Origin of the sequence: Vibrio tubiashii, assembly GCF_028551255.1 — a bacterium.
Classification (GTDB): Bacteria; Pseudomonadota; Gammaproteobacteria; order Enterobacterales; family Vibrionaceae; genus Vibrio; species Vibrio tubiashii_B.
Window position 1 is genome coordinate 2,056,637 of record NZ_CP117029.1, and the last position, 15,809, is coordinate 2,072,445.

General features: G+C 45.2%; 11 protein-coding genes. 6 read left to right on the top strand and 5 right to left on the bottom strand.

The features are described 5' to 3' along the window. Nucleotides 1-46: 46 nt before the first annotated feature. The gene (gene fadR, locus LYZ37_RS09345; RefSeq protein WP_171321188.1) at nt 47-886 is read right to left on the bottom strand and encodes a fatty acid metabolism transcriptional regulator FadR; all 840 of its coding nucleotides are present in this window, start codon (nt 884-886) and stop codon (nt 47-49) included. 675 nt (nt 887-1,561) lie between these two features. Here fadR and nhaB point away from each other — a divergent pair. Next, entirely contained in the window at nt 1,562-3,151 is a 1,590-nt protein-coding gene (gene nhaB, locus LYZ37_RS09350) for a Na(+)/H(+) antiporter NhaB (RefSeq protein WP_272785293.1), read from the top strand. A gap of 92 nt (nt 3,152-3,243) precedes the next feature. Next, a complete protein-coding gene (gene dsbB / locus LYZ37_RS09355; RefSeq protein ID WP_272785295.1) occupies nt 3,244-3,762 on the top strand; it encodes a disulfide bond formation protein DsbB in 519 nt (172 codons plus the stop codon). A gap of 413 nt (nt 3,763-4,175) precedes the next feature. Here the strand turns inward: dsbB and LYZ37_RS09360 are convergent, their stop codons facing one another. Both LYZ37_RS09360 and lrp read right to left on the bottom strand, forming a co-directional pair. Beyond that, nucleotides 4,176-7,121 (bottom strand): DNA translocase FtsK, encoded by a 2,946-nt coding sequence (locus LYZ37_RS09360; RefSeq protein ID WP_272785296.1) that lies wholly within the window; start codon nt 7,119-7,121, stop codon nt 4,176-4,178. 183 nt (nt 7,122-7,304) lie between these two features. Further along, on the bottom strand, nt 7,305-7,799 hold the full coding sequence (gene lrp / locus LYZ37_RS09365; protein ID WP_004414493.1) for a leucine-responsive transcriptional regulator Lrp: 495 nt from the start codon (nt 7,797-7,799) through the stop codon (nt 7,305-7,307). Nucleotides 7,800-7,973: 174 nt separating this feature from the next. On the opposite strand from lrp, the gene ald reads away from it, so the two are divergent. After that, nucleotides 7,974-9,098: an alanine dehydrogenase gene (gene ald, locus LYZ37_RS09370; RefSeq protein WP_004747491.1), complete on the top strand. Its 1,125-nt coding sequence runs from the start codon at nt 7,974-7,976 to the stop codon at nt 9,096-9,098. A gap of 277 nt (nt 9,099-9,375) precedes the next feature. Here ald and yfbV read toward each other — a convergent pair whose 3' ends face one another. Beyond that, nucleotides 9,376-9,828 (bottom strand): terminus macrodomain insulation protein YfbV, encoded by a 453-nt coding sequence (yfbV, locus tag LYZ37_RS09375; RefSeq protein WP_171321185.1) that lies wholly within the window; start codon nt 9,826-9,828, stop codon nt 9,376-9,378. A 346-nt stretch (nt 9,829-10,174) separates the two neighbouring features. Between yfbV and LYZ37_RS09380 the strand changes: the two genes are divergently transcribed. The 3 genes from LYZ37_RS09380 to LYZ37_RS09390 all read left to right on the top strand — a co-directional run bounded on the left by LYZ37_RS09380 (nt 10,175) and on the right by LYZ37_RS09390 (nt 14,833). Then, the gene (locus LYZ37_RS09380) at nt 10,175-11,371 is read left to right on the top strand and encodes an acetate kinase (protein ID WP_171321184.1); all 1,197 of its coding nucleotides are present in this window, start codon (nt 10,175-10,177) and stop codon (nt 11,369-11,371) included. Between the two features lie 119 nt (nt 11,372-11,490). Continuing rightward, nucleotides 11,491-13,656: a phosphate acetyltransferase gene (gene pta / locus LYZ37_RS09385; protein ID WP_272785298.1), complete on the top strand. Its 2,166-nt coding sequence runs from the start codon at nt 11,491-11,493 to the stop codon at nt 13,654-13,656. Nucleotides 13,657-13,795: 139 nt separating this feature from the next. Next, complete coding sequence (locus LYZ37_RS09390) at nt 13,796-14,833, top strand: GGDEF domain-containing protein (RefSeq protein WP_272785300.1); 1,038 nt, start codon at nt 13,796-13,798, stop codon at nt 14,831-14,833. Here LYZ37_RS09390 and LYZ37_RS09395 read toward each other — a convergent pair. Next, nucleotides 14,798-15,751, bottom strand: coding sequence for a glutathione S-transferase family protein (locus LYZ37_RS09395; protein ID WP_272785301.1), 954 nt, complete (start codon nt 15,749-15,751; stop codon nt 14,798-14,800). The genes LYZ37_RS09390 and LYZ37_RS09395 overlap by 36 nt on opposite strands. Between the last annotated feature and the right edge of the window lie 58 nt (nt 15,752-15,809).

Genomic DNA, 15,809 nt, shown 5'->3' on the forward strand with positions numbered 1-15,809 from the left:
AACCGCCAGTTGGCGGTTTTTTTAATGCGTTCTTTACAAGATGAATTTAGCTGTCATCTTCTGTAAAGTTGGTTGGCAGAGTCGTCTTCATCTGATTCCAAATCTGCGCACTCTCCATACCATAGTGGCGAACGACAATCAAAATTTGGTCACGATTACCAGTTTCACACACTTCAAGCAAGTCTCGGTAGAACTGCAGTGCGAGGTCACGAGCTTGAGGGTTCGAGAAGTAGTAGCTACCAACGCGATCGTACAGTTTCTTCAGACCATTAAAGATCAAACCATAAATTTGGTTACCTGAATGGAATGCTAAGCGTTGAAAAAGCATGTAGTCGTAGAAATTGAATGTTTTCGCAACCAGAACGGCTTGGCGCTTTAACTCATCTTTCTCGCCATCATCTTTAACGTGCTGACGAATCTTTTCCGCATACGGCGACGACTCCATGAAGACATCCCAAGACTCGGCGTTAATCAGAGCCTCACATGAGCTGATCACACTAGAAATGGTTTTCTCAGAGTTTTCTTTATTGGCTTTAAACGCATAGCGCATAAAGATAGGGCTGATGTTTGTACGTGCTGCAAGCAAATCTTCAACAATTGAAGTCGCATTATCTGCGTCCAACGTCATTAACGTATCTAGAATATGAAGACCAGATGTTTCCATAAACTGGTTAACACGCGTTGGTTTACCATGTTGAATCGTTAACCACCCATCACGGGCTAAACGTTGGAGTACTTCTCGTAGAGTGGTACGCGTTACGCCAATTAGTTCAGAGAGCTCACGTTCTGCTGGTAAAATAGAACCAGGTGGGAATCGCCCTTTCCAAATACTTTCAATTATGTATTTCTCTGCGAATCCTGCTGGGCTCTTTGCCTTAATGACCATTTATATCTTATCCAAACTTGTATTTTTATGGGTCTAATAGAACTCATCATACCACTAGTTTTTCTATATCGGAAACCACCACACAGTAAACGTGCGGCAAACCCACAATAGAGCATTAACTCTAACGCTATGCAGATTTTATTGAATCATATTGGGATATGAAATAGGCTTATTTTCATATTTAACAAATCAAAAACATCCCTCAGAGCCCACCACATGGTATTTCAGCCGCAAAATTTAAGTTTGTAAATTTACATAATTAAACTGTCATTTCCATTCAATATAATTACATATTCTTTCTTATTCTATGCTTTCGTCGTTTTGCTTGCATTAACCATTGTTTTTCACAACTCTCGTGATATGTTTACGCCACTTTGATCGCGTTTTTAAACAAAAGTAAGCGAATAGAATACTCAAACCAATTTTCTCGTTGACTAAATTGCTTTGAAGAGTACAGTGGCGACCAAAGTAAAGGAGTGCTTGTCTTTCTCAGGGAGTGACTTGGCAAGACCACATGATCGTGAACGGAATGTTGTTTTTCTAAGTCACTGTTGAATCGGGTTTGTTTTCTACCTACGGGTATATTTCCACTGGTCAGAAATTCTCAGTTTTCCGATTAAATGGATCCAAGCACGTGCAGTGTCTATTCATAACAACATTAAGAGTATCTAAATCATGCCGATGTCACTCGGAAATGCATTTATTAAGAATTTTCTTGGTAAGGCCCCAGATTGGTACAAAGTTGCCATCATTTCATTTTTAATTATTAACCCAATTGTTTTCTTCTTTGTCGATCCATTCGTTGCAGGTTGGCTGCTAGTCGCAGAGTTTATCTTCACCCTCGCAATGGCACTTAAGTGTTACCCTCTTCAGCCAGGTGGTTTACTTGCCATAGAAGCTATCGCCATCGGCATGACCAGCCCAGAACAAGTTAAACACGAACTTGTCGCAAACATCGAAGTACTGCTTCTATTGGTGTTTATGGTTGCAGGCATCTACTTCATGAAGCAGTTGCTGTTATTTATCTTCACCAAGATACTGCTAGGTATTCGCTCTAAGAGCATGCTTTCTCTTGCATTCTGTTTTGCAGCGGCCTTCCTATCGGCTTTCTTAGATGCATTAACGGTTATTGCGGTTGTTATCAGCGTTGCGGTTGGCTTCTACGCGATTTACCACAAAGTTGCTTCTGGCCAAGGCCCTAACTCTTCGCACGACCATACCCAAGATGATCATTTATCTGAACTTACCCGTGATGACTTAGAAGACTACCGTGCTTTCCTACGTTCACTACTAATGCACGCTGGTGTGGGTACGGCGCTCGGTGGTGTTATGACCATGGTTGGTGAGCCGCAAAACCTCATCATTGCAGACCAAGCAGGTTGGCAGTTTGGTGAGTTTATCATTCGTATGCTACCCGTTACCGCGCCTGTGTTTGTTTGCGGTTTGATTACCTGTGTACTAGTCGAGAAACTAAAAGTCTTTGGCTACGGCGCTCGCCTTCCTGATAATGTTCGTCAAATCCTAGTAGACTTCGACCGTGAAGAGCGTAAAACACGTACTAAGCAAGATGTTGCTAAGCTTTGGGTTCAAGGCTTTATTGCAGTATGGCTGATTGTAGGCCTAGCACTTCACCTTGCAGCCGTCGGTCTAATTGGTCTTTCTGTTATCATCTTAGCGACAGCGTTTACTGGTGTAATCGAAGAGCACTCAATGGGTAAAGCGTTTGAAGAAGCGCTACCATTTACCGCACTTCTCGCCGTGTTCTTTGCTGTTGTAGCCGTCATCATCGACCAACAGCTATTCAAGCCTGTTATCGACGCTGTGCTACACGTAGAAGACAAAGGTACTCAGCTAGCACTCTTCTATGTGGCAAACGGCGTACTTTCGATGGTTTCCGATAACGTGTTCGTAGGTACGGTATACATTAACGAAGTGAAAACGGCACTGATTGAAGGCGTTATCACTCGTGACCAGTTCGACCTACTTGCGGTTGCTATCAACACGGGTACTAACCTACCTTCAGTTGCAACGCCAAATGGTCAAGCTGCATTCCTATTCTTATTGACCTCTGCCCTAGCACCACTTATCCGTCTATCTTACGGCCGCATGGTGATTATGGCGCTGCCTTATACAATCGTGCTGGCTCTTGTTGGTCTTGCTGGCATCGTGTTCTTTGTCGAGCCTATGACCGCTTGGTTCTATGACGCGGGTTGGATTTCAGCCCATGTCGGAGAGTTAACTCCAGCTGTTTCTAGCGGACACTAATCTAAATTATTTAAAAGTTTTAGTTGATACCGAAACTTTTACACGATAAAAAGCTCTGATTACTCAGAGCTTTTTTATTACAGGATATCTGTGTGAACATTCTTTCCACTCTAAAAACGTTTTCTCAAGGGCGACTGTCTTGGTTGTTGCTCCTTATCTCAATCATTTTCTTCGAAGCATGTGCCCTGTTTTTCCAACACGTTATGATGCTTTCACCTTGTGTGATGTGTATTTATGAGCGAGTCGCCATGTTTGGCGTTGGCGGCGCTGCATTAATTGGTTTAATCGCTCCTCATAATCCCGTATTTCGTTGGCTTGGCTTTGCCGCTTGGGGCGCAAGCGCCTATCAAGGCCTGATGCTTTCGCTAGAGCATGTTGATTACCAATTCAACCCTTCACCTTTTAAGACTTGTGACTTGTTCGTTACCTTCCCAGACTGGGCACCTCTAAATCAATGGGCACCTTGGCTATTTGAAGCGTTCGGTGATTGTGGCAAGGTCGTGTGGCAGTTCTTAGGTCTTTCAATGCCACAGTGGTTAGTGATCATTTTCTCTGCATACCTAATCGCACTGGTACCTTTTGTCATCGCGCAGTTTGTGAAGAGCAAATAGCGAGAGGCGGAAACGCGCAAAAATGAAGGGCTGACATATGATGTCAGCCCTTTTTGGTTTGGAATAAGGCAGGAACGCTTCGCTAAGGAAAACGGATGCGGGAACGGACTTTGTCCTATGGAAAAATAGAGAATGCTAGAAAGGCTGACACAACATCAACCTTTAGCTTAAACACGTGTCATCCTCAAGAGGGAGGGACGACTGAGTTGGGGATCTCCCAAAGTAAGCTAAGAGACCATAGAGATTCCCTACTCCCTCCTTCGTCGGTCTATGGAATGACGGCCTATCTCTTAGAGGCATTCCAATCTCGATTCTGAGCACCCTGCTTTGTCTTATCTCGCAGGGCTAATCCCGTCCTCGCATCTCGGAGCGAAGCGTTCCATAGGGCACAGCTAGGTCCAAACGGCTTTGCCTTAATTCATCTCACGCCCAGGAGCTGGCGCCAATACTTCGCGGTTACCGTTATGACCTGGAGCACTCACAATGCCTTGAGCTTCTAGTTGCTCAACGATACGTGCAGCTCGGTTGTAGCCTATCTTAAAACGACGTTGTACCCCTGATACCGAGCCACGGCGAGACTGCACAACATGCTCAACAACTTGGTCAAATAGCGGGTCCATCTCTTCCTCACCTTCCGGCTTCTCACCTGGTAAGAGTGCTTCAGGGCCTTGGTCACCATTGGTGATTTCGTCGATATAGTTTGGTTTACCGCGTGCTTTCCAGTTGTTGACTACGGCATGTACATCATCATCCGAAGCAAATGCGCCATGCACACGAACAGTATGGCTAGAACCCGGTGGGAGATAGAGCATATCACCCATACCCAGTAGCGATTCGGCTCCGCCTTGGTCAAGGATGGTGCGCGAGTCCGTCTTAGTTGATACGGTAAACGCAACACGGGTCGGGATATTCGCTTTAATCAAACCAGTAATAACATCAACAGATGGGCGCTGAGTTGCAAGGATCAAGTGAATACCCGCTGCACGTGCTTTCTGCGCTAGACGAGCAATCAGTTCCTCGACTTTCTTACCGACCACCATCATTAAGTCGGCAAACTCGTCGACAATCACAACAATGTAAGGCAACTTCTCAAGCAGAGGAGGATGTTCATCCATGCTGTCACCTGCTTGCCATAATGGGTCGTGAATTGGATGACCAGCCTCAGCCGCCATCTTAAGCTTATCGTTAAAGCCTTTAATGTTACGAACACCTAGAGCAGACATCAGCTTGTAGCGACGTTCCATCTCACCAACACACCAACGCAGTGCATTCGACGCGTCTTTCATGTCAGTAACCACTTCAGAGAGTAGATGTGGAATACCTTCGTACACTGATAGCTCTAGCATTTTCGGGTCAATCATGATGAAGCGAACATCTTCAGGCGTTGCCTTGTAGAGCATACTCAAGATCATCACGTTTACACCCACTGACTTACCCGAGCCCGTTGTACCCGCAACAAGCACGTGTGGCATCTTAGACAAATCAGCGACCACAGCTTCACCAGCGATATCTTGGCCAAGGACAACCGTCGTTGGCGATTTGGCTTCAATAAACTGTTGGCTACCAACAACATCAGAGAAGAACACCGTTTGTCTGCTCATGTTTGGTAGCTCAAGCCCGACATAAGGTTTGCCCGGTATGACTTCAACGACACGAACCGCCATAGCTGAAAGTGAGCGCGCTAAATCCATCGATAGACCGGATATGCGGCTCACTTTAACGCCAGGTGCGAGATCGAGTTCAAATCTTGTTATTACTGGCCCCGGGAAGATATCAACCACTGTTGCTTTAATCTTATAGTCGGCCAGTTTCGCTTCAACCAAGCGAGCAATATTTTCTAACGCTTCTCGGTCGATAAAGTTCTCACGCTTTTCAGGGTGGTACAGCAACTCAAGAGTTGGCATCGGTTCAACAGGCTTTGGCAGATTCGCTTCTTGTTGTACCAAGAATGGGTTTTGCTGAGCGGCGACTTTGGCTTGCGCTTCTGCAACCATATTGTGTAATGCCGCCGCGTCTTCATCCTCAGATAACGTCGACTCTACCTCTTCGGTCACAGTTGCACTTTCTTCAGCAACATCAAATGATGAAATCACCGGTTCTTGATAGTCATCTTCAGGTTCAATATCCGATGAAATCTGTTCCAGTTCAGAAGGATTAATCCTTGGTTGGACGATTTCTTCTTCAGTCACCTCTTCAATCCAAGGCAAGTCATTAGAGTCAACCTCGGTGACGGCTTCTGTAGGAACTTGTTCTGGCTGGTTCGGAGCAGGTGGTTCACTGGCAACAACCTCTTCAACTTGCGGCTGAGCAAAAACATCTTCTGGCTGTTGAGGTTGTGCAACTTGAGGAAGCTCATCACCGTTCATAGCGGCGCGTTCTAGATCTTCAATAGTCGCGCCAAGATGCTTACTACGCTCAAAATCTGGCTCAACAGACTCTTCAACCACATTATTAGGGACTTCGCTTGCATAAACGGGCTCAGGGGAAATATCAGCCACTTCTTCTGTCGTTGGTTGAGCGATTGCGTTGGCCGCTAGCGCTGAGGTAGCCGCTGCTTCAGGCATATGAATGTTGTAACGACGTCGTTCTACGTTGGTTTCTTCTATTTGCTCTACAGATTCGTTAGCTTCGAGCTTTTGTTCACTGATGACTGGCGTCGTTTCGGTTTCATACTCATAGTCGTTGAGTTCAGCTTCTAGCGTTTCATCTTCTCGTCCACGTACTTTGTTGATAAGACCAGTGAACAAACCAATAGCGCTTTCACCTAACCAATCGACGATGGATAACCAAGAGATACCTGTCAGAAGCGTGAAGCCCGCTCCCCACAAGAAAAGAAATACAAGCGTAGAGCCAAGTACGTTTAGTGTCGGTAGCGCAAGGCTAGTCAGAACATCGCCAATCACGCCACCCGAAGAGAAATACCAGATGTCATCGAAGTTGATATCCGCTAAGCCACAGCTGGTTAAAATAAGAATCGTAAGCCCGAGTAAACGCGTTCCCCAGAGCATAAAGTCGATTGGATCATCTTCATCGCGGTTACGCAGCATTGCCCAAGCCGTGCCAGTCACCACGAAAGGAATCACATACGCTAATGAGCCAAAGGTAAAAAAGAGTGTATCTGCTAGCCAAGCCCCAACGAGACCTCCAGCGTTATTTATCTCCCCACCCCAAGCGGTTTGAGACCATGATGGATCGGCAGCGCTAAATGTAAACAGTGCAACCGATAGCAAAATTGAGGCAAGAACGATGACGATCAAACTGCATTCTTGAAGGCGCTGAGGACCGCTCAGTCGGGACGGTTGAGTTTCCTCTCCCGTCTTAATGATCGTTTCTACTTTATTTTTGGTCTCTTTGAACATAACCAACTTTATCTTTATAAAACACCAATCGATTCAGAAATCATCCTGATTGGTCGGAAAAAAATAGTCCGAGCAGCTATGCTACTCGGACTATCGATTTAACCATATCAAGGGACAAAACCCAATTGCTTAAAGTCAGAATATGGAAAGCTATTAAGACTTTAAGCCAAACTCATGCTTGAATTAGCGAGTTTTGATAACCAACTGGTTCGTTTGTTTCACTTCTTCCATAACCACGTAAGTACGTGTGTCATTTACCCCTGGTAAACGTAGAAGTGTATCACCCAACAGCTTTCGGTAAGCACTCATGTCAGATACACGAGTCTTAAGCAGGTAGTCAAAATCACCAGATACTAAATGACACTCCTGAATGTCATCAAGTTTCTGAACTGCTGTGTTGAACTGTTCAAACACATCTGGCGCACCACGGTTAAGTGTGATTTCTACGAATACCAAAAGCGATGCGTCTAGGTATTGCGGGTTTAGCAATGCTGTATAGCCCGTAATATAACCTTGACGCTCTAGGCGACGCACACGTTCCAAACACGGAGTTGGAGAAAGACCCACTCGTTTTGAAAGCTCTACATTCGAAATACGACCATCTTTCTGCAACTCATTAAGAATGTTGCGGTCGATGCGATCTAGATCCTTGGACGGCTTTTTATTGTTGTCTGCCATTTTTTATTCCACCTTATTACTTCCTTGCAAAAAAATATACTACAACTTTTTAATATTCAGTATCAAATTTTATCCAATCATATCTATACTAGATATTAATTCGACAGAATTACCCTACACACAGTTAATACAACTAATATAGTTTATACAACCAATATAAAATGAGGAGTCAGGATGATCATTGGCGTACCTAAGGAAATCAAAAACCACGAATACCGTGTTGGCATGATCCCAGCGAGCGTTCGCGAGCTAGTGTCTCAAGGTCACCAAGTTTTTGTTGAAACTAATGCCGGTTCAGGCATCGGTTTTTCAGACGATGATTACATCGCTGTAGGCGCATCCATTCTTCCTACCGCTGCTGACGTTTTCGCGCAAGCAGAAATGATTGTAAAGGTTAAAGAACCTCAAGCTGTCGAGCGAGCTATGCTTCGAGAAGGGCAAATTTTATTTACTTATTTGCACCTAGCACCAGATTTTCCACAAACTGAAGAGCTAATCAAGAGCAAAGCTGTCTGTATAGCATATGAGACTGTAACAGATAATATGGGTCGCTTGCCACTACTTGCTCCAATGTCTGAGGTAGCAGGTCGCATGTCTATTCAAGCAGGTGCACAAACTTTAGAGAAATCTCACGGTGGTCGTGGTCTTCTACTAGGTGGTGTACCAGGCGTTGAACCAGCGAAAGTTGTCGTTGTTGGCGGCGGTGTTGTTGGTGCTAACGCAGCTCGTATGGCTGTTGGTCTTCGCGCAGACGTAACTATCCTTGATCGCAACGTTGATACACTACGTCGTCTTGACGAAGAGTTCCAAGGTCGTGCAAAAGTGGTTTACTCTACAGAAGATGCTATTGAGAAGCATGTTCTAGAAGCTGACCTAGTCATCGGTGCAGTTCTAATCCCAGGCGCTGCAGCACCTAAACTAGTAACAAAAGAGCACATCGCTAAGATGAAGCCAGGTGCAGCAGTCGTAGACGTTGCAATCGACCAAGGTGGCTGTTTTGAAACTTCACACGCAACAACACACGCAGATCCTACTTACATCGTTGATGACGTAGTTCACTACTGTGTTGCTAACATGCCAGGCGCTGTTGCTCGTACTTCTACGTTCGCACTAAACAACGCTACGCTACCTTACATCGTTAAACTAGCGAACAAAGGCTACCGTGAAGCACTTCTAGCAGATAACGGCTTCCTAGAAGGTCTAAACGTAATCCACGGTAAAGTAACGTGTAAAGAAGTAGCAGAAAGCTTCGATCTAGAATACGTAGACCCAGCTGATGCTATCGCAATGTTCAACTAATGTTGAATAGTATTAAATAAGAGAAAACGCTCACTTCGGTGGGCGTTTTTTTGTTTTGGAGAACTGGAGAACTGGAGAACTGGAGAACTGGAGAACTGGAGAACTGGAGAACTGGAGAACTGGAGAACTGGAGAACTGGAGAACTGGAGAACTGGAGAACTAAAGTTGCCGCGCTATAGCTGAGGAGTCAACTCTAGTTTTCCAAAAGCGAAGCGCTCCCGCTCTCCATAGGGCGTAGCCCGTTCCAAAATCCCGAGGGCGCAGCCCGTCTTCTCTCTTAAAACCAACGCTCCAACGCTGATTTGTCAAGCTGACGAAATGCTCGGTTAAGGATCTGAGCAAGCTCTTTGTAACGAGGGCGTGATTTCATTGGCTCTAGCGCACAGCCGCTTTCAACTATTTTTTGGTAGATTTCGCGATACCAACCGGCAAGTGCAGGTGGAAGTTTCGTGTTGGCACGGTTGCCAAGCCACCACATACCCTGAATAGGCATACTAATAGCAAACAATGCAATGATGACTGCCTGTGGCATAGATTGATAATTGTTGAACGCCATTTGAGTTAAGACACTGATAGCCGCGATCGCTGGCATCACTTTTACACCGAAACGCGTCGCTTTAATGATTCGCTGCTCTGGAAACAGCAAATTAAGCTCTTTACGCATTGGCCAAGTATCCATGTACTTTTGTCCATCTCGTAGACTATGAACTAAACCGGCTTTATTACTCATAGGGCTCTCTCACTCCAGTACAGGGTCCTAAACTAAAATTTAGTTGAAAGATTCAACTAAACGGACAAAAAATTGATGAAAGTTAATATTCTTTCAAATTTTTTTTGTTATCATTGCTTATTATCGTTATCCTTTGCGGACCCACAATCTCATTGTTGCCGTTATTTACAATTTAAGCAACTCTTGAGACCTTTCTGCAGCGGATGCAAGGGTGGTGATTTGGATCATCACTGTCTTTTATACGGAATTCGAAGTTATTTTGACCAAGATTAGTACGCAGCTTCTATAGCATCGTCTATTCTTGTGATTAATTTTTATCCTAACTGATTATTACAGGTAGTCACTCATGTCAAAGCTAGTTTTAGTTTTAAACTGCGGTAGTTCTTCTCTTAAATTTGCTGTTGTTGATGCAGAAAATGGTGATGAGCATCTAACAGGTCTTGCAGAATGTCTGCACCTTCCAGAAGCTCGTATCAAGTGGAAACTTGATGGTAAGCACGAAGCTCAACTAGGCGACGGCGCAGCTCACGAAGAAGCTCTAGCGTTCATGGTAGAAACTATTCTTGCTTCTAAGCCAGAGCTTTCTGAGAACCTAGCAGCAATCGGTCACCGTGTTGTACACGGCGGCGAGAAGTTCACTCAGTCTGCACTAATTACTGACGACGTGCTTAAAGGCATCGAAGACTGTGCAACACTTGCACCTCTTCACAACCCTGCTCACATCATCGGCATCAAAGCAGCACAAAAATCTTTCCCAGCACTGAAAAACGTTGCTGTGTTTGACACTGCTTTCCACCAAACAATGCCTGAAGAGTCTTACCTATACGCTCTTCCATACAACCTGTACAAAGAGCACGGTATCCGTCGTTACGGCATGCACGGTACTTCTCACCTATTCATCACTCGTGAAATTGCTAACATCCTTGGCAAACCAGTTGACGAAGTAAACATCATCAACTGTCACCTAGGTAACGGTGCTTCAGTTTGTGCTGTTAAGAACGGTAAGTCAGTAGATACTTCTATGGGTCTAACTCCACTAGAAGGTCTAGTAATGGGTACTCGTTGTGGTGACATCGATCCTGCGATCATCTTCCACCTACACGACACTCTTGGCTACTCTGTTGAGAAAATCAACAACATGCTGACTAAAGAGTCTGGTCTAGCTGGTCTGACTGAAGTAACTTCTGACTGTCGTTTCGTTGAAGACAACTACGGTGAGAAAGAAGAAGCAACTCGTGCGATGGACGTATTCTGCCACCGCCTAGCGAAATACGTTGCTGGCTACACTGCAACTCTAGAAGGTCGTCTAGACGCGATCGTATTCACTGGTGGTATCGGTGAAAACTCTGGCCCTATCCGTGAAATGGTTCTTAACCGCCTAGGTATCTTCGGTATCGAAGTTGACGGTGAAGCTAACCTGAAAGCTCGTTTCGGCGGCGAAGGTACTATCACGACTGAAAACAGCCGTATCCCAGCAATGGTTATCTCTACTAACGAAGAGCTAGTTATCGCTGAAGACACTGCAGAACTAGCAGGTCTTTAATTGACTTAACCGGCTGACAATCGTCAGCCGGTTTTCTAACTAAGGGGCTTAACTCCTATTCCAAACAGTAAGGAATACGCAGTTAAGCTTTTATCCCAATAGCTATAGGTACTCTACGAATGTCTCGTACTATTATGCTTATCCCTGCAAGTGCTGGTGTTGGTCTTACTAGCGTAAGCATGGGTGTTCTTCGCGCAATGGAGCGCAAAGGCGTTAAAGTTTCTTTTTACAAGCCAATCTGTCAGCCACGTTCTGGCGGCGATCAACCTGATCTAACTTCAACTATCGTTGGCGCGAACAGCGATGTGAAGATCGGCCAACCTATGATGATGTCTGTTGCTGAAAGCCTAATCGGTAACGACAACATGGATGAGCTGCTAGAAACAGTTGTTGAGCGTTACAACCAAATCAACAAAGATGCGGACGTTACGCTAATCGAAGGTCTTGTACCAACTCGTAAACACCCATTTGCTAACCAAGTGAACGCAGAAATTGCTGCAACACTTGGCGCAGAGATTGTTCTTGTAGCGACTCCTGGCACAGATAACCCAGCGCAACTTAAAGAACGTATCGAAGTAGCATGTTCTAACTTCGGCGGCACTAAGAACAAAAACATCTCTGGCGTTATCATCAACAAACTAAACGCTCCTGTTGATGAAGCTGGCCGTACTCGCCCTGACCTATCTGAAATCTTTGACGATGCAGATAGCGCGAAGCAAAACGAAATGAAAGTGATGGAAATCTTCAACACTTCTCCAATTCGTGTACTAGGTTGTGTGCCATGGAGCATCGACCTAATTGCAACGCGTGCAGTCGACATGGCTGAGCACCTAAACGCTGATATTATCAACGCTGGTGACATCAACACGCGCCGTATCAAGAGCATCACATTCTGTGCGCGTTCTCTGCCAAACATGATTGAGCACTTCAAACCAGGCTCTCTACTTGTAACTTCAGCAGACCGTCCAGACGTAATCGTTGCAGCAGCGCTAGCAGCAATGAACGGTGTTGAAATCGGTGCAGTACTTCTAACTGGCGGTTACGACATTCCAGAAGAAATCGCAGGTCTATGTAAGCCAGCATTTGATTCAGGTCTACCGATCTTCAAAGCACAAGGTAACACTTGGCAGACGTCTCTAAACCTACAGAGTTTCTCTATCGAAGTACCTGCAGACGATAAAGAGCGTATCGAGTTCATCAACGAGCACGTTGCTGGCAACATCGATGGCAACTGGATCGAGTCTATGACTGAGGGTACTCAGAAGTCTCGTCGCCTAAGCCCACCAGCATTCCGTTACCAGCTAACTGAGTTCGCTCGTAAAGCAGGTAAGCGTATCGTTCTTCCTGAAGGTGACGAGCCACGTACAGTTAAAGCTGCGGCTATCTGTGCTGAGCGTGGTATCGCGGAGTGTGTGCTTCTAGGTAACCCAGAAGAAATCAAACGTGTTGCAGCGCAGCAAGGCGTTGAGCTAGGCGCTGGCGTAACTATCATCAACTCTGATGAAGTACGTGAAAACTACGTTGCTCGTCTAGTTGAACTGCGTGGCGCGAAAGGCATGACTGAAGTTGTTGCTCGCGAGAAGCTACAAGATTCAGTATTCCTAGGCACAATGATGCTTGAGAACGACGAAGTTGACGGCCTAGTTTCTGGTGCTGTTCACACAACTGCGAACACTATCGTTCCTCCGTTCCAGATCATCAAGACTGCACCTGATGCGTCTATCGTATCTTCTGTATTCTTCATGCTACTACCTGACCAAGTATTGGTTTACGGTGACTGTGCGATCAACCCAGATCCAACTGCTGAGCAGCTAGCTGAAATCGCTATCCAATCTGCAGACTCTGCAGCAGCATTCGGTATCGAACCACGCGTTGCAATGATCTCTTACTCTACGGGTGAATCTGGTAAAGGTGCTGACGTAGATAAAGTACGTGAAGCAACTAAGCTTGCTCAAGAGAAGCGTCCTGACCTAGTGATCGACGGCCCTCTACAGTACGACGCGGCTATCATGGAAAACGTTGCTGCTTCTAAAGCACCAAACTCTCCAGTAGCAGGTAAAGCAACTGTATTCGTATTCCCAGACCTAAACACTGGTAACACGACGTACAAAGCAGTACAACGTTCAGCTGACCTAGTGTCTATCGGTCCAATGCTTCAAGGTATGCGTAAGCCTGTAAACGATCTGTCTCGCGGTGCTCTAGTTGACGACATCGTATACACAGTGGCTCTAACTGCAATCCAAGCAGACCAAGCGGCTCAAGCAGAAGAGAAAGTAGTTAACTAATCTCTACTATCTGAGTAAATCAAACCCTCGCACCTTGCGAGGGTTTTTTATATCTACTGTTTTCCCTATCTCGCTGATATGTCCACCTTTTCATAACTTGTTGCTACACTTTAGGTTCATCGATTGAAAAGGAATTCAAATGGAGCCCAAGCTATTTTCCACTAAAGATACCGTAGAAAAGAGCGTCCTTAAGACCACCAGCTTTTTCCTCGCAATAACTGGCGCTGGCTTCACTATAGTTAACTTTTTTATTTGGGATGTACCAAAGTTTGGCTACATAGATTTCGCGTATACCCTACTCTGCTTATTTATCTATCTGAGAATTCAATTTGGTCACTACAAACCTTGGTATTCGGCTTTATTAATCTGCGGTTTGAGCCTGATTTTGATCTATAGCTTAGCGGTGGCGAAGGGCTACTCGATACTAGTTTTCTGGACGTTTTGTATGCCGCCCGTCTTCCACATTTTATTAAATCGTTATGTCGGTTCAGCGGTCACTTTCGCTTTTTTCCTTATCGTCGTGTCGATATTCCTGTCCTATCCGCCTATCGTTCATTCAACCGCACACACGACGTTTAACTTCGCGATCCCCTATATTTTGATTTGGGCTATCGCCTTTGTGCATGAAGATGTCAGAGCCAAAACCCAGCAAAAACTCAGCGATGCTGCTCTACTTGACCCTTTAACTGGCGCGAGAAATCGATTGTGTATGGAAAATGATTTCTCCCATCATCCTGAGTTTCTGAGTCATCACTACTTACTGCATATTGACCTCGACCATTTTAAACAAGTCAACGACAACTACGGCCATGCGTGTGGGGATGAAGTATTGAAGGCGGTGAGTAAGGCGGTGCTTTCGCAACCTAATGCCCAATTCTTTTATCGAGTGGGTGGTGAGGAGTTTTGTGTTTTGCTGTGCGCAAAGAATGAAGAACAAGCAATGGAGATGAGCGAATCAATTCGACTCGCGCTAAAGCAACTAAAAATCGACTTCAACCATCAAGAGATTCGCATCTCTTTCAGTGCTGGATTAAGAGCTTTGATCGTGATGAACAACAGTATTCTGCTCGATCAAACCATGGCAGAAACGGATCAAGCCCTATACCGAGCAAAGGCACAGGGCAGAGATCAAATCGTGTTATCAAGCACTACCAAGCAAATCTCGGCCGTGGGGTGAAGTTAAATCTAGCTCAGGACCAAGAGGAACAACTTGTGTCGGGTTAATCCCTGTGTGGCTAAAGTAGTAATGGCGTTTAATGTGGTAGAAATCGGTTGTCTCTTTGATACCGGGTACCTGATACAACTCTTTCATATAACCGTTGAGATTAGCGTAATCCGCGATACGTTTCTTATTACATTTAAAATGTCCGACATAAACGGCATCAAAACGGATCAGCGTGGTAAACAAGCGCCAATCGGCTTCAGTAATACTGTCACCAGCAAGGTAGCGGCTTTTCGCTAGATGGGCATCCAATCTGTCTAGCGACTCAAACAGGTGGTTGTAGGCTTCTTCATAGGCATCTTGGGTTGTGGCAAATCCACAGCGGTAAACACCATTGTTAACATGAGGGTAGACATAAGCGTTCCACTCTTCAATGATTTCACGCTTCTCTTGCGGATAATAATCAGCTGTATTACCCGTGAGTTCATTAAACTCAGAGTTAAACATGCGAATGATTTCAGAAGATTCATTGCTGACGATGGTGTTATGTTTCTTATCCCAAAGTACTGGTACCGTTACGCGACCCGTGTAGTCTGGTTTGGCTTGCGTATAAATTTGGTGCATGCGTGTATGACCAAACAAAGGCTCAGGCAACCCCATTTGCCAACCTTCACCCATCATATCAGGACAAACAACCGTGACGTCGATATGCTCTTCAAGACCTTTTAGCTTTCTAAAAATCAGAGTGCGATGAGCCCAAGGACAGGCAAGCGAGACATAAAGATGATAACGTCCTGATTCCGGCTGAAACTGAGCATCAGGTTTGTTTTCTACCCAATTTCTAAACCCGGCATCTTCGCGAATGAACTTACCATTGCTCGATTTGGTGTCGTACCACACGTCATGCCATATGCCTTCAACTAGCTTACCCATTATTGTCTCCTAACCCACATTCTTTGAATAATTTGAGTATAAATAAATACTCAACACA